The sequence below is a fragment of the Coleofasciculus sp. D1-CHI-01 genome (genome assembly GCF_040218875.1).
Classification (GTDB): Bacteria; Cyanobacteriota; Cyanobacteriia; order Cyanobacteriales; family Coleofasciculaceae; genus Coleofasciculus.
Window position 1 is genome coordinate 14,647 of sequence record NZ_JAVJQP010000078.1, and the last position, 17,576, is coordinate 32,222.

At 46.6% G+C, this 17,576-nt stretch carries 17 protein-coding genes and 1 pseudogene; 14 read left to right on the plus strand and 4 right to left on the minus strand.

All coding sequences use genetic code 11. The features are described 5' to 3' along the window. Positions 1 to 3: 3 nt before the first annotated feature. The gene (locus RIB93_RS14280; protein ID WP_446373421.1) at positions 4 to 276 is read left to right on the plus strand and encodes a DUF3143 domain-containing protein; all 273 of its coding nucleotides are present in this window, start codon (positions 4 to 6) and stop codon (positions 274 to 276) included. 24 nt (positions 277 to 300) lie between these two features. Here RIB93_RS14280 and RIB93_RS14285 read toward each other — a convergent pair whose 3' ends face one another. From RIB93_RS14285 to lysA, 3 genes are all read right to left on the minus strand, one after another. Continuing rightward, a complete protein-coding gene (locus RIB93_RS14285) occupies positions 301 to 1,041 on the minus strand; it encodes an isoprenyl transferase (RefSeq protein WP_446373422.1) in 741 nt (246 codons plus the stop codon). 19 nt (positions 1,042 to 1,060) lie between these two features. Beyond that, entirely contained in the window at positions 1,061 to 1,984 is a 924-nt protein-coding gene (cdaA, locus tag RIB93_RS14290) for a diadenylate cyclase CdaA (protein WP_446373423.1), read from the minus strand. A 195-nt stretch (positions 1,985 to 2,179) separates the two neighbouring features. Continuing rightward, entirely contained in the window at positions 2,180 to 3,589 is a 1,410-nt protein-coding gene (lysA, locus tag RIB93_RS14295) for a diaminopimelate decarboxylase (protein ID WP_446373424.1), read from the minus strand. A 77-nt stretch (positions 3,590 to 3,666) separates the two neighbouring features. On the opposite strand from lysA, the gene rimI reads away from it, so the two are divergent. The 3 genes from rimI to RIB93_RS14310 all read left to right on the plus strand — a co-directional run bounded on the left by rimI (position 3,667) and on the right by RIB93_RS14310 (position 7,854). Next, positions 3,667 to 4,302: a ribosomal protein S18-alanine N-acetyltransferase gene (gene rimI / locus RIB93_RS14300; protein WP_446373476.1), complete on the plus strand. Its 636-nt coding sequence runs from the start codon at positions 3,667 to 3,669 to the stop codon at positions 4,300 to 4,302. A 327-nt stretch (positions 4,303 to 4,629) separates the two neighbouring features. After that, entirely contained in the window at positions 4,630 to 7,104 is a 2,475-nt protein-coding gene (locus RIB93_RS14305) for an ATP-dependent Clp protease ATP-binding subunit (RefSeq protein WP_446373425.1), read from the plus strand. Between the two features lie 351 nt (positions 7,105 to 7,455). Further along, positions 7,456 to 7,854 (plus strand): ExbD/TolR family protein, encoded by a 399-nt coding sequence (locus tag RIB93_RS14310; RefSeq protein ID WP_446373426.1) that lies wholly within the window; start codon positions 7,456 to 7,458, stop codon positions 7,852 to 7,854. Between the two features lie 147 nt (positions 7,855 to 8,001). Here the strand turns inward: RIB93_RS14310 and RIB93_RS14315 are convergent, their stop codons facing one another. After that, positions 8,002 to 8,184: a hypothetical protein gene (locus tag RIB93_RS14315; protein ID WP_446373427.1), complete on the minus strand. Its 183-nt coding sequence runs from the start codon at positions 8,182 to 8,184 to the stop codon at positions 8,002 to 8,004. Between the two features lie 757 nt (positions 8,185 to 8,941). On the opposite strand from RIB93_RS14315, the pseudogene RIB93_RS14320 reads away from it, so the two are divergent. The 10 genes and pseudogenes from RIB93_RS14320 to RIB93_RS14365 all read left to right on the plus strand — a co-directional run bounded on the left by RIB93_RS14320 (position 8,942) and on the right by RIB93_RS14365 (position 17,528). Continuing rightward, a pseudogene (locus RIB93_RS14320) lies at positions 8,942 to 9,758 on the plus strand (hypothetical protein). A gap of 202 nt (positions 9,759 to 9,960) precedes the next feature. Continuing rightward, complete coding sequence (locus RIB93_RS14325; protein ID WP_446373428.1) at positions 9,961 to 11,682, plus strand: phage tail sheath family protein; 1,722 nt, start codon at positions 9,961 to 9,963, stop codon at positions 11,680 to 11,682. 427 nt (positions 11,683 to 12,109) lie between these two features. Beyond that, on the plus strand, positions 12,110 to 12,598 hold the full coding sequence (locus RIB93_RS14330; RefSeq protein ID WP_446373429.1) for a phage tail protein: 489 nt from the start codon (positions 12,110 to 12,112) through the stop codon (positions 12,596 to 12,598). Positions 12,599 to 12,671: 73 nt separating this feature from the next. Continuing rightward, entirely contained in the window at positions 12,672 to 13,160 is a 489-nt protein-coding gene (locus RIB93_RS14335; RefSeq protein WP_446373430.1) for a phage tail protein, read from the plus strand. Between the two features lie 122 nt (positions 13,161 to 13,282). Beyond that, entirely contained in the window at positions 13,283 to 13,777 is a 495-nt protein-coding gene (locus RIB93_RS14340; protein ID WP_446373431.1) for a phage tail protein, read from the plus strand. Beyond that, positions 13,774 to 14,133 (plus strand): hypothetical protein, encoded by a 360-nt coding sequence (locus tag RIB93_RS14345; RefSeq protein ID WP_446373432.1) that lies wholly within the window; start codon positions 13,774 to 13,776, stop codon positions 14,131 to 14,133. Before RIB93_RS14340 ends, RIB93_RS14345 begins: the two co-directional genes overlap by 4 nt. Before the next feature lie 338 nt (positions 14,134 to 14,471). Then, entirely contained in the window at positions 14,472 to 14,789 is a 318-nt protein-coding gene (locus tag RIB93_RS14350; protein ID WP_446373433.1) for a hypothetical protein, read from the plus strand. An 8-nt stretch (positions 14,790 to 14,797) separates the two neighbouring features. Then, entirely contained in the window at positions 14,798 to 14,944 is a 147-nt protein-coding gene (locus RIB93_RS14355) for a DUF6760 family protein (protein WP_446373434.1), read from the plus strand. 221 nt (positions 14,945 to 15,165) lie between these two features. Further along, complete coding sequence (locus tag RIB93_RS14360; protein WP_446373435.1) at positions 15,166 to 16,194, plus strand: fused MFS/spermidine synthase; 1,029 nt, start codon at positions 15,166 to 15,168, stop codon at positions 16,192 to 16,194. Next, complete coding sequence (locus RIB93_RS14365) at positions 16,194 to 17,528, plus strand: DUF4255 domain-containing protein (RefSeq protein ID WP_446373436.1); 1,335 nt, start codon at positions 16,194 to 16,196, stop codon at positions 17,526 to 17,528. Before RIB93_RS14360 ends, RIB93_RS14365 begins: the two co-directional genes overlap by 1 nt. The last annotated feature ends 48 nt before the right edge of the window (positions 17,529 to 17,576 follow it).

Sequence of the window (17,576 nt, forward strand, 5' to 3'; positions counted from 1 at the left end):
TCTATGGTACTTCCCTCATCTGACACTCCCCTCTATAACCATCCCCTTCCTGAAATCGAAAATTGGCTCCGTTCTCAAGGATGTCAACAAGATAGCAACGAACTCAATTGCTGGCGCGTGGAACGACCAAATTGGCAAGCCGAACTCTGTCTGGAAGTTGAGGAATTAGCCGTGCGTTACATTAATGCGGCGGAAGGACGGCGTGACATTATGCGTTCTTTCAAGTATTCCCTCAGTCGCGAAGATGTAGAAGCAGCCGTTTTCTCTGGTCCTTGAGTAGAGACGTAGCATGCTACGTCTCTACAATTTACCAAATCGTCGTTCTCGTTTCTGATAAGCAATTAAAGCTTGATGAAACGCTTCGCGGTCAAAATCGGGCCAAAAAGCGTCTGTAATATAAAATTCAGCATAAGCCATTTGCCAGAGGAGAAAATTGGACAAACGCATCTCTCCACTGGTGCGGATTAGCAAATCAGGATCACCGATATTGGCAGTATAAAGATGGCGAGAAAACAGCGCTTCGTCAATATCCTCCGGTTGAATCTCACCCTGCTGAACCTGAGTCGCAATTGTCCGACAAGCCTGTAAAATCTCTTCCCGTCCACCGTAATTGGTCGCCACGGTAAATTGAATCCCGGTATTATTTTGCGTTTGGGTCATCGCCCGTTCAATTTGATTTTGCAGGGATTGGGGTAATGCTGTTAAATTCCCCACAAACTGAATGCGTACATTCTCCTCCATCATCTCTTTGAGTTCTCGAATTAACACCCGCTCAAACAGCGTCATCAAAAACTCAACTTCCTCGATAGGACGTCCCCAGTTTTCTGTAGAAAAGGCATAAGCAGTCAGGGCTTGGATACCCCAATCATCACAACAGCGCAATAACCGTTTTAATGTGTCTACGCCTCGGCGATGACCCATAATCCGAGGAATGCCTCGACGTTTTGCCCAACGACCATTACCATCCATAATCACCGCCACATGTTTGGGTAGACGTTCCTGGTCGAGATCGCTTGGTAATTCTTTTAGGATCGTTTGCATAATAGTTGTATAATAATAGTCATTTCTCTTTGCGGGACGTGGATGACGGCAGACGAAGTAAGCGTGAAATGAGTAGCCGTCCTTTAGACTTGACTTGGCGACCTAAACTGCGTAAACCGGGGGCAACTGCCTCACGGTCAACCGCCGTTGAAAATCGAGCCTCTAACAGTTCCTTGAGTTTACTACTGGTTAAGGGTCGATTGAGTCCACCGCGTTCTGCTAATGAGATAGAACCCGTTTCCTCTGATACAACAATACAAAGGCAATTTTCGACGCGCTCCGTAATTCCCATCGCGGCTCGATGGCGCGTACCCAGTTGTCGTGAAGCCGTTCGCTCTGACAGAGGTAAAATCACGCCTGCTGCTGCTACGCGAGACCCCCGAATTAATACTGCCCCATCATGGAGTAACGTCGTCGTCTGGAAGATAGTTTGCAGCAGTTCTTTAGACAGTTCAGCATTTAACTGTACCCCTGGTACAGAAAAATCTCGCTCGTCAATGGTTCCATTGGTCTCCATAATTATCAATGCGCCAATCCGATTTTGGGATAATTCTTTAACCGCATCGACAATTTCATCTGTAACGCTATCTGCTTTAGGGATAGGACGGCGTTGGGATCGAAACAACTGCCTAATTTCTCCCCGCCCGACTTGTTCGAGAAAGCGGCGAAATTCTGACTGAAAGATGACAGCCATCGCCACAGCCGAACCAACTACCAATTTTTCTAACACAAAACTCAACAGGGTCAATCCTAGTTGATTACTGACCGCTGCCGCTAGCATCAAGACGATTAGCCCTCGAACCATCCACAAGGTACGACGCTCCCCGATAATGAGGAGAACCATATAGGTGAGGGCTAGAACCAATCCGACATCAACGCTGTCCAGCAATAAGGATTGAACCCAGCCAGAGTCAGGAAAAGAACCCGACGACGACGCAGGCATTGAACTTAATTAAACGTTTAGCAACTGAGAGCTTGACTCTGGCTTGATTGTAACGAGATTAGGCGGGGAGTTGCGACTGATTTGTCATTTGTCATTCGTCATTCCTCCTTTGTCATTTGTCATTCGTCCTTGGCTCCCCCCGCTTCCCCCGCTTCCAGACGCGCCATGGCGCGTCTCTACATTGCTCCTTCATCCCTAATCCTGAGATACCAGTCGTTTCGGTAAATGATCAAACCGGATCAAGTCTTGATAGGTTTCTCGCTGCACAATTAATTCAGCCGTTCCATCCTTAACTAACACCGCTGCAGGTCGAGGTACACGATTATAGTTAGACGCCATGCTGTAATTGTATGCCCCAGTTCCCATAATCACGAGCAGATCCCCAGGTTTGGTTTCGGGTAATTGGGCATCTTTGAGTAAAATATCCCCGGATTCGCAATGTTTACCCGCAATCGTGACGGTTTCAGTTATCGGTGCTGACATGCGATTGGCAACGACTGGACGATAGACCGATTGATAAGTAATCGGACGTGGATTATCAGACATTCCCCCATCAACCGCCAGATAGGTTCGCGTTTGCGGGATCTCCTTACGGCTACCGATGGTATACGCTGTCACACAAGCAGGTCCAATAATCGATCGCCCGGGTTCTGATAATAACCGGGGTAAGGGTAACTGTTTTTGGTTACAGGCATTAACCACGGCTTCACAAACCCCCTTGACCCAAGCATCAATCGTGGGGGGATCATCATCTTCGGTATAGCGAATTCCTAAACCGCCGCCGATATTGAGTTCTTGTAGGGATAAATTGAACTGAGCGGCTTTCTGGAGATAATCGACCAAAACCGCTCCCAAGTCTTTGTGCGGTTGACTCTCAAAAATCTGTGACCCAATGTGAGCATGTAACCCAATACAGTCGAGGATAGGGTGTTGGCTAATGAAGGCAAAAACGTTATCTAGAGTGTGGGGATCAAAACCAAACTTGCTATCCAGATGACCCGTGCGAATATATTCATGGGTGTGACACTCGATCCCAGGTGTGATCCGAATCATGATCCGCACCTGGGTATCTGGAGAGGTTTTTTGTGCCAAATCTGCCAGAGTTTCTAACTCCAACTGATTATCCACAACAATCGTGCAATGGCTTTCAATCGCGAGTTGGAGTTCAGCGATAGACTTGTTATTGCCATGAAAATACAGCTTATCGGCTGGGACTCCGGCTTCTAATGCTGTGTAGAGTTCGCCTCCGGATACGACATCAACACCCAAACCTTCCGATGCCGCGATCGCACAAATCGCTAAACAATTCCAGGCTTTTGAAGCATACAGCACTAAGGTATCTCCGGAATAGTAACGGGCAAAGGCATCCCGATACTGGCGGCAAGCCGTTCTTACCGTGACTTCATCTAGAATATAAAGGGGAGAGCCAAATTCCTCGATTAAACCCTGGACATCACAACCACCAATTTCTAGACAGTCTTGGCTGTTAACGGTGGCTGTAAGCGGTAACAGTGTCTGATTGGGCGAGCGATCATCGGGATTGGAGTTCGCTGAGAGATATCGCTGTCCAGAGTTTTGCACCTGAGTCGAATCAGTCAATAGCATAATGTCGTTATCATCCTTGAGATGGATATGGGCAGGTACACCAAAAGCGTCCGTTATTTAGTGTACAATTGACGACTGTGACTGTCTTAGAGTTAAAGCCGCTAACCACAGCACAACTGAGTGCGGCTGTGGATTTGGATCAAGTATGTTTTGGCGGGCTGTGGACGCGATCGGGCTACGAACGCGAGTTAAATAGCCCGAATAGTCAATTACTGGTTTTAGAAGCACACAACAGCTTGGATAAGCGCCCATTGGGTTGCCATTCAGCCGTTGTTATGCCACCCAATCTACTGGGGGACGATTTACCCACGCATCCCCCTTTACCGAAAGGCTTAGTGGGTTTAGGTTGTTACTGGTCAATTCTGGAGGAAGCGCATATTACGATTTTGGCGGTGCATCCCAACTACCAACATCAGGGACTGGGGCAATTTTTACTGTATGCCTTACTCAAGGACGCTAAACAACGTCAGTTGGAGTGGGCAACCTTAGAAGTTAAACCCTCTAATCACGCCGCCTTGTCTCTCTACCAAAAGTTTGATTTTATCCCAGCCGGACGACGCCGAGGATATTACCAAGATACGGGTGAAGATGCCCTAATTCTGTGGCGAAAGGGGTTACAACAGCCACAATTTGAGCAAACCCTGCAAGAGCGCTATGAGCAAATCGTCTCCCGCTTAACCCGTCAGGGTTGGCAACTATTTAGTTATCTGTGATTTGTCATTTGTCATGCGTCATTCGTCATTTGTCATGCGTCATTCGTCATTTGTCATTTAGTCGGGGCGGGTTTAGTTACATCTGGGTGTAACTAAAAAGATAGTAGTGAAACCCGCCCCTACATAATCTCCCCCATCTCCCCCATCTCCCCCAGCTCCCCCAGCTCCCTCAGCTCCCCCAGCTTCCCCAGCTTCCCAAATCCCTCCCCGGAGATAGAGAAAATTAAAGATAAATTTTAGACAGGTTGTTGTATAGAAGACAGCCTGACAAGTCTCCTATGCTAGAATCAGCGTACACGGGCACGCAACAGGTGATGGAAATACGCCATGTTTGAACGCTTTACAGAAAAAGCCATTAAGGTGATCATGCTAGCCCAGGAAGAGGCACGTCGCCTGGGGCATAACTTTGTCGGCACGGAACAAATCCTTCTGGGTTTGATCGGGGAGGGAACTGGCGTCGCCGCCAAAGTCCTCAAGTCGATGGGTGTCAATCTGAAAGATGCCCGGATTGAAGTTGAGAAAATCATTGGTAGAGGTTCCGGCTTTGTCGCTGTGGAAATTCCCTTTACCCCTAGGGCAAAACGAGTATTAGAATTATCACTCGAAGAAGCCCGCCAACTGGGTCATAACTATATCGGAACTGAGCATTTACTGCTGGGTTTGATCCGGGAAGGCGAAGGGGTGGCGGCACGAGTTTTGGAAAATTTGGGTGTAGACCTGACCAAGGTGAGAACTCAAGTCATCCGGATGCTGGGCGAGACGGCAGAAGTCACCAGTGGCGCATCTTCGGGTCGCACGAAAACACCAACCTTAGATGAATTTGGTAGCAATCTTACCCAAATGGCGGGTGAAGGTAAACTTGATCCGGTAGTGGGACGCGCTAAGGAAATTGAGCGCGTTATCCAAATTTTGGGACGCCGCACCAAAAATAACCCTGTATTAATTGGGGAACCTGGGGTGGGGAAAACTGCGATCGCAGAAGGATTGGCGCAGCGAATTGCCAATAACGATATCCCAGATATCTTAGAAGAAAAGCGCGTCGTTACCTTGGACATCGGGCTACTGGTGGCGGGGACGAAGTATCGGGGTGAGTTTGAAGAACGCCTCAAGAAAATCATGGATGAGATCCGTCAAGCTGCCAATGTAATTTTGGTGATTGATGAGGTTCATACCCTGATTGGTGCAGGTGCGGCTGAAGGGGCTATAGATGCCGCAAATATCCTGAAACCCGCTTTAGCTAGGGGCGAACTCCAATGTATCGGGGCGACAACCCTGGATGAGTATCGTAAACATATTGAACGGGATGCGGCATTAGAACGGCGCTTCCAACCCGTGATGGTAGGTGAACCCTCCGTTGAAGAGACGATTGAGATTTTATACGGGTTGCGCGAACGCTATGAACAGCATCACAAGCTGAAAATTTTAGATGAAGCCCTGGATGCAGCGGCAAAACTGTCCGATCGCTATATCTCGGATCGCTATTTACCCGATAAAGCGATTGACTTGATTGATGAAGCCGGTAGCCGGGTGCGTTTAATAAACTCCCAACTTCCCCCAGCGGCGAAAGAGTTAGATAAGGAACTGCGACAAGTCCTTAAGGAAAAAGACGACGCCGTGCGATCGCAAGACTTTGACCGGGCGGGGGAACTGCGCGATCGGGAAATGGAAATTAAAGGCGAAATTCGCGCGATCGCTCAAAATAAAAAGGCGGAAACGGGAACCGATGATTCGCCGGTCGTCGATGAGGAAGATATCGCCCATATTGTCGCATCTTGGACGGGTGTCCCCGTTAGCAAGCTGACAGAATCCGAGTCCGAGAAGCTGCTGCACATGGAAGACACACTGCATCAGCGCCTCATCGGTCAGGAAGATGCAGTGAAAGCGGTATCACGGGCGATTCGACGGGCAAGGGTTGGGTTGAAGAACCCCAACCGCCCCATCGCCAGTTTTGTCTTCTCTGGTCCTACCGGGGTTGGTAAAACTGAGTTAGCCAAATCCTTGGCGGCTTACTTCTTCGGATCAGAAGAAGCGATGATTCGCTTGGATATGTCCGAGTACATGGAACGCCATACCGTCAGTAAGTTGATTGGTTCGCCTCCAGGCTACGTCGGCTACAACGAAGGCGGTCAGCTAACCGAAGCGGTACGTCGTCGTCCTTACACGGTGGTGCTATTCGACGAAATCGAAAAAGCCCATCCCGATGTCTTTAACATGCTGCTGCAAATCCTGGAAGACGGACGTCTCACCGATGCTAAAGGGCGGACAGTAGACTTTAAGAACACCCTATTGATCATGACCTCTAATATTGGGTCTAAGGTGATTGAAAAAGGTGGTGGTGGTTTAGGCTTCGAGTTAAGCGACAATGAAGCCGAATCCCAGTACAACCGCATCCGTTCTTTGGTCAACGAGGAACTCAAGCAGTACTTCCGTCCCGAATTTCTCAACCGTTTGGATGAGATTATTGTCTTCCGTCAGCTTACCAAAGACGAGATCAAGGAAATCTGCGACATCCTACTGCGGGAAGTCTTCAAGCGTCTCATCGAACAGGGAATTGCCTTAGAAGTCACCGATCGCTTCAAAGAAAGGTTGGTGGAAGAAGGGTACAGTCCAGCTTACGGCGCAAGACCCCTACGTCGGGCAATCATGCGCTTGTTAGAAGACGTATTAGCAGAAGAAATCCTTTCGACTCGCCTGCAAGAAGGAGACAGTGCGATCGTCGATGTGGATGAAGAGGGCAAAGTGAAAGTGATTCCTGGAGAACCTGGGGAACAACGGGAACTTTTGCCTCAAGGTGCTGAATAATCCACTTGATTCATAATTCCCATTTTGCGGTAGAGAAGGTTAGCCTTTTCTACCGTTTTTATTGGTAATTGGTAATTGGTAATTGGTAATTGGTAATTGGTAATTGGTCATTCGTCATTCGTCATTCGTCATTTGTGATAATTGAACGGTGAGGTCGGGGCGGGTTTAGTTATATCAGGGTGCAAAGCTTCCCGTTAGTGGTGAAACCCGCCCCTACAATTCCTTCATATCCCTAATCTCCCTCATCTCCCCCAGCTTCCTCATCTCCCTCATCTCCCTCATCTCCCCCATCTCCCCCAGCTTCCCCAGCTTCCCCTCACCACAACACTTATTCAGCTGCCCCAACTTAATATGCGTCTACCTGATGATTCAGAAACACCGTTCCAGATTAATATTGTGCCGATGATTGATGCGATATTCGCAATCTTGGCATTTTTTATCATTTCTACGCTTTATTTAACCCGATCTGAAGGATTACCAGTTAATTTACCGACGGCGATAACCGCCGAGAGTCAGGTACAAGACCGAATAATTACAGTCACGATTCAGGCAAATGGAGCGATTTTTGTTAACCAGAAACCGATTGATATATCACAACTTGAAACAGAGGTCAAGTCATTAGTGACGGCAGATTCGCCATTCTTGGTGATTCTTAATGCTGATGAAAATGTCCCTCATGGTCGAGTGGTTAGGGTTATGGATCGCTTACGGTTAGTCAAAGGCATTCGTTTAGCGATCGCGACTCAGTAGAGGCAATAAGATAAGCTGTTCGGCATTTAATAAATTTATTATCTAAAATAATGAAATCCTTGTAGTACGTTTAGCGAAGCCATGCCGCAGGCTTTGCATCTTACTCGCTACTAATACCCAATTTAAATGCATAACAGCTTATGATGTTCATTCTTCAAGTTGAGAAGCAGCATCAGATGCCGTATCAGAAACTTGGGACGCCGCTTGAGACGCCGCATCAGAGGCTTGAGAGGCAGCTTGAGACGCCGCATCAGAGGCTTGGGAAGCAGCTTGGGATGCTGTATCCGCCGCCTGGGATACCGCATCAGAAACTTTGACGAGTTGTGACATGACTGGAGTCCTCTAACAGCGAGTCTCTAGAATTCAAGATTTTTACTTTTCGTTACAATTTAAGCTAAATTGAGCTAAAAAATGCTAAACAATAATCATAGCCCACAACCGGATACAGGTCTCAAATCGGCAACGGCAAAAATAAACATTTTTTAAGATTTAATTTATAATTTGTAAACATATTTTAGGTAAATTTTCGACTATAGTCTAATAATATAGTTAAGGTTAGCCTCTCTGATTACGCTTATCCGCTCGCTTATCCGCTTTTGCAGTCTAATCACGGAATTTTATGATCGCTGCTGTTATCCCAACCTGGGCAAATAGGTTATCTGGCGGAAATTCCCAAATTGGCAGAATGCTATTTGTTTTCACCCAATGGGTCTATACTGCTTTAAATAAGCAACAGTTGTTCTATGAGAACTTAACTGAGCGACGGCTTCATTGCTGGTTGCTACGGGAGCATGGAGCGTGAAAGCATAATAATGTCCATGAAGCGCGATGGTGTTGGGTTACTCTTTCGAGAAGGCTTCGCCTGCGTACCTCAACCCAAGCGACAAAGGTGACATGCACCCGGTTACTACAAAAGGGAATGGCTCCTGTACGAACAGGTTCTGACATGCTATCATAACCGAGGCTGAGAACCTCTGCGTTTTAACCAGGAGATGAAAGCCTTGGAACCCGGTTTTAACCTTGCGTCTCATAATGATAATAGTCGCCAAATATTGTACAATAGAAAGCCAAAAAGGGGGTGATTGAACTGTATCGAACTATTCCGATTAGGGGGAAGTTTACAGATGAGGAAAAAGCCTATTGGGTAGACCAATGTCAGAACGCCAATAGTTTGATTAATTGCGCTGTTTATTACACTAGGCAAAGCTATTACCAGTGGAGAGAAAAACAACCATTAACGTTTACTGTTTATTGGCGTGGTGACGAGTTTCAGTGTGCTTGGAAGTTGTACAAGTGCCGCACAACCTACCCTGAGTTAGATAAAGAACTTAAGCTCAACCCCCACTACAAAGCATTAGCCGCTCAATCCGCACAGCAAACACTTAAGTCTGTAGGTGAATCAATCAAGAGTTACAATGGCTTGTTCCAAAATGAGTAAGCGTGGGAATCAAAATTTCATGTCCATCCCCACGGGGAAATTAATTGAGCGTCTAAGGCAGCTTGCGTTTAAGTATGGGATTGTGTTGACCCTGACAGAGGAATCTTATACAAGTCAAGCATCATTCTTAGATGGCGACTCCCTACCGAAATACGGTGAAAAACCCCAAAGGTGGAGACCATCAGGCACAAGAGTGAAACGTGGGTTGTATAAAACATCTGTTGGTCAGTTGATTAATGCTGACTGCAATGGAGCGGCAAATATAATCAGAAAAGTAGCCACACAGCTAGGCATAAACCTAGCCAAGGTGGGTATGGGCAGCTTGACACTGCCAAAGCGGTATGACCTGTTTACTAGCATGAAGCGATCATACCGTGAGAAATGCGAAGCGGCAACTTGGAAGATTGCCGCTTCGTATCCGCTCAGAATCCCCCTAACTTTCAGTAGGGGGAGATGTCAACACTGAAAGATATTATTCAGAGGTTGGCTAGCTCCAGCAGCATTCCGGAATACACCAGAGATTCCACCAAGTCCCGCTTTGTCTTCGTGGGCGCTTGTTCCCTTTAATCGGCACAGAAAACTGCCCCTGTCAATGGCTTATAGAGTTCGACACTCTCAGGTTGTTTTTCTGTTGACTGATTTTAAATCCTAAATGGAGGAATATTACCATGGCATTAGATTATTTTGCACCAGGAGTCTACGTTGAAGAGGTAGACCGTGGCAGTCGCCCGATTGAGGGCATTAGTATGAGTGTCGCTGGGTTTATTGGTTTTACCGAGGATATACGCGGTGACGCCGAATTATTTAAACCCATGCTGATTACCACTTGGGATCAGTATTTACAGTCTTTTGCCAAAGAAGGGTCTGATGGGTTCACGGACTTTGACGCCTATTTACCCTTTGCGGTTCAAGGGTGGTTTCTTAATGGTGGCGGTCGCTGTTGGGTGACCAGTATTGGGACGAAATTACCGGGTGCTGAACCGCCGCCAATCGAGCAAACGGGGACTAAGATTCTCACAGCCGGAAATCGCCCCTCTTTACAGTTCACGCTCAAGCCGGCTGAATCTGAATCAGAAGAAGGGGGAGCCTTAGCGCTACCCGGTGGGGATGAACCTCGGCTGCGGGTGGTGATTCAAGAAAGCACACCCAAACCCTTACCGGAAGACGCACCAGAGGATGCCGAACCCCCGTACAACACGGGTGAATTCTTTGACCTGATTGTGGCACGGGGCGAAGAGCAATTGGAACGGTATGACCACCTGACCATGAATCCGGAAGCGGAAACTCAGGTGGCTGACTATGTAGTTACCGCTGTTGAAGATTCGGAATTTATCCAGGCGGTTGACATTTCCCAAAGCGGACAACCCCTGTCACGGCGACCCATGCAGGGAGCGTATGAGATTACACCGCCACCCTACATTTCTGACCCCGACCACTTCGCCCGCGATTTACAAGGACAACGGGATGACCGCACCGGGACACAGGGGATTTTTGAAATTGATGAAGTCGCCATGATTGCTTGTCCTGACTTGATGAAGGTGTATCAAGAAGGATTGATGAACTTAGAACAAGTTCACGGTGTCATGGAAATGATGCTGAGTATGTGCGAGAATTCCTTCCCTGGTCCAGCTTACCGGATGGCGGTTCTTGATGCACCCCCAGTCAAGCCGACAAAAGGAGATAACCCGGTTTCGGCTGACCAACAGAAGCCTCAAGATGTGGCGGCTTGGTTAAAACTATTTAACCGCCGTTCAATGTTTGGCGCTCTTTATTATCCCTGGATTAAAGTGGCGAATCCTCGCAATGGTGGGCGTCCCATGTATGTGCCACCCTGCGGTCACATGATGGGGATTTGGTGTCGCACGGATGAAACACGCGGCGTGTTCAAAGCACCCGCGAATGAAACGCCTCGCGGTGTAACAGGTTTAGCCTATGACACCAATATGCGGGAACAGGAACTGTTGAACCCGATGGGAATTAACTGTATCCGTAACTTCGCCAATTACAACCGAGGCTATAAAGTTTGGGGCGCTCGCACGTTGGTAGAACCAGATAACGTGCAATGGCGTTATATCAGTGTTCGCCGCTTACTCAGCTACATTGAGAAATCCATTGAAATTGGTACCCAGTGGGTGGTGTTCGAGCCAAATGACCAAATTCTCTGGGCGCGGGTACGCCGCACGGTTAGCAATTTCCTAGAACGGTTATGGCGTGAGGGTGCATTGTTTGGAACTGCACCGTCGGAATCGTTCTACGTCAAATGCGATGGGGAAATTAACACCCATGAGACGATTATGCTGGGTCGTCTCTATGTAGAAGTCGGTGTTTGTCCAGTACGTCCGGCTGAATTTGTAATATTTCGGATTAGTCAGTGGGCACCGAATCAATAGGTTCTGAATCCTACCCAAGCAATCGCCTTAGGTAGGGATTAAAACGCCATGTAGGGGCGACCCGCTTGGATTAATGGACAACTACAGGACGGGTTTAGTCACATCGAGGTGCAACCGAAAAGATAGTAGTAAAACCCGCCCCTACATCGGGTCGCCCTGAATTTAGGCAAAGTAAATAATTGTAACGAAAAAGGATTGAGAAACATCCAATACAAAGGGAAGGAACTGGAATTTCATCGAACGCTTAACAGCAACTCACAGACCTTGACATTTTGTAATCGCTCTGAGCGAAAATTCATGCTATAACAGAAGTCTCTAACTGTTAAAATGTCTGATTATGGCTTGATGGTTGTGTCAATTTGTTAAGCTCTGTATCGGCAACGGATCAAAACAAAACGTTGACAAGTGACTGTAAGGAGATAAAGATATGGCTGATTTAGTAAAAGCCCTTGCCCCTAGTAGTTTTTCCTTAGATATTGATGGCATGGGTGAACTTTCGTTTTTTAGTGTGAAAGTGCCTGAGCACAAGCCGAAACTAGCGGGTGAAGCTGCCGTGGTTGGTGCCATGAAAGGTGGGAAATCCGAGCGGCAGATTAACTCGGCTGGCTTTGAGGAAGTCGTTACCTTTGAGGCGGTATGCATTTCTAGCCCAAGTCCCACCAGCGCCAGCGTAACCATGTGGAAATGGTTCAAAGCTTGTCTGCCTCCCTCCGATGGTGGTGAGGGCAAATGGGCAGATAGCAAAAAAACAGGAAGTATCTTTGCCTACAATAATGCTGATGAGGTTGTAGCTCAATGGGACTTCAAGGAAGCGTGGATCTCGAAAATGAGCATTGCTGAATTAGATGTCAACGGCAAAGATTATCTGAAAGAAACCTGGACGGTAGTGTGCGAAAATTGCACCCGCGTGATGTAAAACATCTGGGATATTTGATTATCAGCAGCAATCTAATTAAATCTAATTAACTGAATGATCTGGGAGTTGAACCATGGCGGATATTGAATATAACACTAACGCAGCTTTCTACTTTGACTGTGATGGTATGGAGTTAGTCATCGAAAAATGTACAATTCCTCCGATTGAAATGAAAGTGGCAGCAGGTAGCGGAGCAATTGGTTGTGGAAGAGGGGGAAAAACCCAAACTCAAGCAACCCCTGGTGCAGTCGAGTATGGTTCGGGTCTGAAACTTGAATATGTGGCAGGTAACGAGGCGGATCAACAGAAAATAACCGATTGGTATAAGAAATGCCACGCCACCTCGTTCTCAGGCGGTGCTACAGAGTCGAGGAAAAATCGTAAAACGGCTTCACTCTTCATTTATGATATGAATGACAATATTGGGTGTCAGTACGATTTCATTGATTGTTTCCCTAGTAATCTGACCCAAACCAGTCAATTAGATGTCGGTAAGCCGGGAGAACTGGCGAAAGATACGATGGAGATTCGGTTCACGAAAATGGTACGGGCAGACGTGTAATGTGAGTATTGCCTCCATTGGTAATCTAGTTTGTTTAATAGGCTGCCTGGGTGTTTCTTTGGAAAACACCGGGCAGTGTTTTGTCCATTGCCGGATAACATAAAAGGCAAAGGAGGTGAACAATGGCAGAAGTTGAAATTCTGACGCGATCGCGCTTTTATTTAGAGTTAATCTTAGATGGGAGTAATGACGCTGTAGATGGTTTGTTTGAGGAATGTAAGGGCTTTAAAGCAACCCAGGACATTGTTGAAGTCTGCGAGGTAACGCCGCAAAAGTGGGGAAAAAGTGGGAACGCTAGAGGGCGAGTAGTTCGCACTAAGGTTCCGGGTAATATGACCTACACCAATCTAACCTTGAAACGAGGTTTAAATATTTCCATGACGCTGTGGAATTGGCTGAATTCCGTACAGGAAGGCGCGGATTGGGAAGATCAACGGCGGAATGGTGCATTAGTCATCTATGATACCTCATCCACAGAGCAGTTTCGATTTGAATTCAAAGGCGCGTGGCCCGTTAGCTACCAAATTTCTGATTTAAATGTCAGAGGAGATGAGTATCAAATCGAAGAAGTCGAGGTGACAGTTGAACAGTTAAGACGGATTAAACCAGGGACATGATTCAAACCGAGTTTGAATTTGATCTTCCCAAAGGATATCTGGATGGGGAGGGCAACTTACACCGCAAAGGTGTAATGCGATTAGCGCGGGCGATTGACGAAATCGTTCCCATGCGTGATCCGCGCGTGAAGTCTAATCCTGCGTATGCCACTGTGATTATTTTATCGCGCGTGATTTTGCGTTTGGGGGCATTAGATGAAGTGACTCCCACAGTAATTGAAAATTTATTTGCCTGTGATCTCAATTATTTGCAACAATTTTATCGGCAAATTAACGAATTAGAGCCGGATAACCAAGTCGAACAAAGTTCTAGTTTGTCAAGACAATCTGTATCAAGTTCATCGGATTCTGAGTGATATAAAATTATTGGTTATTACATATAAATCTCAAGAAACACGTTGTGACACAGAAGGTTTAGTAAAGGGCGATCCGATCCTCTGTAGGGGCGGGTTTTACCACTATCTTTTCGGTTGCACCTTGATGTGACTAAACCCGCCCTGTTTCTAGAGTTGTTGATGTGATGCAGTGGGCATCCGTGTCAACTTAAGCTCAACCCCTCATCCCCAGCCCCTCTCCATCCCCCCTAACCCCCCTTTGAAAGGGGGGAATTGGGAGAGGGGAGTAAAAGAATCCGGTAAAAAGACATAAGACAAATGACATAAGACAAATGACAAAGGACAAATAACCAATAACTATGGACTATACCTATTTTGAATTTACTCTACCCAAAGGTTTTGTTGATACCAATGGTGGTATTCATCGGCATGGGATAATGCGTCTAGTCACCGGGAAAGATGAGATTGTAGTTCACAAAGATAGCCGCGTGCTGCAAGAACCCTACTACCGCATTTTGGTTATTTTGTCTAGAGTTATCACCCGTCTCGGCAACCTTTCTCCGGTTACACCAAAGCTACTAGAACAAATTTTCTTAGTAGACTTGATCTACTTACAGAACTTTTTCAATCACATCAATCAGTATCAGGGAGGAATGGCGCGATCGGGGGAATATTAGGCTACCCCTTGGATCGTTTATACCAAGAGGTAGCCTTAATTGCTTTTTACTTTCACTGGTCATTAGATGATATTTTAAACTTAGAACATGAAGAACGGCTGCGCTGGGTTACAGAAATCCACAGATTCACCAAAAAAGCAAGAGGAGGCGATTGAAATCGCTGCTACACAAACAAAGTCCGCCTGCGCGGACTGGGTTATAACGGGGTAGCGTTCCCCGGATTTATACCGAGTTACGTTCTATCATGTCATTGGAGAGCGAAGCGAAGCATCTGTCCAGATTCTTCGCTACACTCCGTTTCACTGCGTTCCGCTCAGCATGACAAATCTACCTTAGACTGCAACTTGGTATTAGTATGACGAATGACAAATGACAAATGACGAATGACAAACGACTAGATTGGCTACAGGCTCAACCCGACGGATGTCTACTTTTCAAGCCATCCGGGGTTCACTTTGTCATGGTGGAAAAAAGCCAATCTATAATCCGAGTCGCCTTAATTGACCGGGATTATTTAACCTCAGATTTTGTCCAATCTCAGCTTGATTTTAAGAATCCGCTTAACTTAATCTCCCCCTACAGCCAAGCCATGCTACTCAGCTTAGTTTGGCAACCTAAACCCAAACGAGTCTATTGCGCTGGATTTGCTGGGGGTCGAATTCCGGCGGTGTTACATCACTACTTTCCCCAGGTTCAGATTGAATGTACGGAAATTGAACCCCTTTTAATTGAGATTGCCAAAGACTTTTTTGGTGTCCCGTTTGATCAACGTCTTAAGGTTATCCTACAAGATGGACGAGACTATCTCGCCAACCAAGACCCTGATGTTCGTTACGATATCATTTTCACCGACACGATTATCGGTAACGGTTACACACCCTATCGGTTAGCCACTCAAGAATTTTATCAACTCTGCCAAGAACACTTGTCTGAAGATGGGGTTTTGGCGGTTAACTTGTTTCAACGAGAACGGTTCTATGCTGACAAAGTAAAAACCATTCAAGCCGTATTTGCCCAGGTTTATCTTTGTCCCTTAGAGGTGGGGAATACCGTTGTACTGGCGACGAATGGTTCCCCGCTTCATTTGCCGGAAATCCTGGAACGAATCCAAGGATTACAAAAGGACTATCACTTTGCTTTCCCCTTGTCAGAATCCGCTGTTCAGGTAAAAATAGGGTCACAGTTGATTGAGTCTATCCCTGAGTTAGACCAAGCTCAAGTGCTTGTAGATACTGAACCACCAGCCGATTATTTTGATGATCTACCTTCATTTAATCCCCTATTTGCTCAAGGTGTTAGCACTCGCCCCTGTCCCTGTGGGTCAGGTCAATTGTTTCAAGCGTGTCATGGCAGCTTAACTATCAACTGTCAATCGTCAACCGTGGAAACCTATGAGTCATCGTAATGAGTAATTCTCTAGCCATTGCTACCGTAACCGCCACTCTACAACGAATCGTACAGACGTCGATTCAGGACGATATTAGTGGGGCAACGGTGACCACACTACGACCTAATGAAGTGGGAACAGCGACTCCCCAAGTGGGTGTGAATGTCTTTCTCTACCAGGTTCAGATTAACCATGCGTGGCGTCAACAGGCTGAAGTACAAGCCCGCAGTCGGAGAAACCCAGGTGCTAAGCGATCGCAAACTGCCCTAGACTTACATTACATGATCAGTTTCTACGGCAATGACAACGACTTACAACCGCAACGGTTGATGGGTAGTGTGATGGGTGGACTTAACGACTGGCGTACTCTGAAAAAAGAGAGGATTGAGCGGACTCTCCATGATTCTACTTATTCTTATTTATTAGAGTCTGACTTACCCGATCAGATCCAAGAAATCTCCCTGTGGCCCCTCGATTTGTCCCTAGAAGATTTATCCAAAGCCTGGTCAGCTTTTTTTCAAACCACTTACTTGTTATCGGTGGCGTATCGGGCTAGGGTAATTATGCTCGAAGGGCAAGATACAGGCAGTAGACCTTTGCCAGTACGCGCTCGTTCCTTAGATGGAATCGTTCCCTTTACCAATCAACCGAAAATTGATCGGATCATTTCTCAAGCTGGACGATTGGAACCCATATTAGCTGACAGTACTGTCTTAATTCAAGGAAACCATTTAAAAAGCGATATCACCCAAGTTTGGATTGGGGAAATGGAAGTTACCCCCAGTGAAATTACCGATACCCAAATTGTATTACCCCTGTCCTCTATACCCACTGATTCGTTACAGGCGGGAATGCATAGTCTCCAAGTGGTGCATCGTCTTGCCAAAGTGATGCCACCTACATCTAGTAATGGTAATGGGGCAAGCGGGAATGGGGGTCAGATGCAAACGGTTAATCAGCCGCAAACCTTTGTTTCTAGTATTCAGTCGAATGTATCTCCGTTGGTGATTCGTCCCACGATTACCAAAACCACGGTATCCAAAAAAGAAGTTGATGATGAAGATTTGCGGTCTGCGGAAATACGAGTACGATCAAATTTAACCGTAGGCAAAAAGCAGCGCGTTTTGTTAGCCCTGAATGAAATTGACACGAATCAACCAGCGGCTTATTTGTTTGAAGCCTCACCTCGCCAGACAGATGTAATTTGGGTGTCTTTCCCGGTGGAACGGATGAAAGGAGGACGCTATTTAGTTCGTTTGTTGGTTGATGGTGCAGAGAGTCCGTTGATTGTGGATACTGAACCCGATAGTCCGACGTTTAATCAGTATGTGGGTCCGAGAATATCGATTTAAAGGGTTGATTGTTCATGGTTAATTGTTCATTGGTTTTGACATCCTAAA

Bases quoted from the DNA above. Each gene is read 5' to 3' on its own strand.
- RIB93_RS14280 (WP_446373421.1), top strand. From the start codon at position 4: ATGGTACTTCCCTCATCTGACACTCCCCTCTATAACCATCCCCTTCCT.
- RIB93_RS14285 (WP_446373422.1), bottom strand. From the start codon at position 1,041: ATGCAAACGATCCTAAAAGAATTACCAAGCGATCTCGACCAGGAACGT.
- cdaA (WP_446373423.1), bottom strand. From the start codon at position 1,984: ATGCCTGCGTCGTCGTCGGGTTCTTTTCCTGACTCTGGCTGGGTTCAA.
- lysA (WP_446373424.1), bottom strand. From the start codon at position 3,589: ATGCTATTGACTGATTCGACTCAGGTGCAAAACTCTGGACAGCGATAT.
- RIB93_RS14305 (WP_446373425.1), top strand. From the start codon at position 4,630: ATGTTTGAACGCTTTACAGAAAAAGCCATTAAGGTGATCATGCTAGCC.
- RIB93_RS14310 (WP_446373426.1), top strand. From the start codon at position 7,456: ATGCGTCTACCTGATGATTCAGAAACACCGTTCCAGATTAATATTGTG.
- RIB93_RS14315 (WP_446373427.1), bottom strand. From the start codon at position 8,184: ATGTCACAACTCGTCAAAGTTTCTGATGCGGTATCCCAGGCGGCGGAT.
- RIB93_RS14325 (WP_446373428.1), top strand. From the start codon at position 9,961: ATGGCATTAGATTATTTTGCACCAGGAGTCTACGTTGAAGAGGTAGAC.
- RIB93_RS14330 (WP_446373429.1), top strand. From the start codon at position 12,110: ATGGCTGATTTAGTAAAAGCCCTTGCCCCTAGTAGTTTTTCCTTAGAT.
- RIB93_RS14335 (WP_446373430.1), top strand. From the start codon at position 12,672: ATGGCGGATATTGAATATAACACTAACGCAGCTTTCTACTTTGACTGT.
- RIB93_RS14340 (WP_446373431.1), top strand. From the start codon at position 13,283: ATGGCAGAAGTTGAAATTCTGACGCGATCGCGCTTTTATTTAGAGTTA.
- RIB93_RS14345 (WP_446373432.1), top strand. From the start codon at position 13,774: ATGATTCAAACCGAGTTTGAATTTGATCTTCCCAAAGGATATCTGGAT.
- RIB93_RS14350 (WP_446373433.1), top strand. From the start codon at position 14,472: ATGGACTATACCTATTTTGAATTTACTCTACCCAAAGGTTTTGTTGAT.
- RIB93_RS14360 (WP_446373435.1), top strand. From the start codon at position 15,166: ATGACGAATGACAAACGACTAGATTGGCTACAGGCTCAACCCGACGGA.
- RIB93_RS14365 (WP_446373436.1), top strand. From the start codon at position 16,194: ATGAGTAATTCTCTAGCCATTGCTACCGTAACCGCCACTCTACAACGA.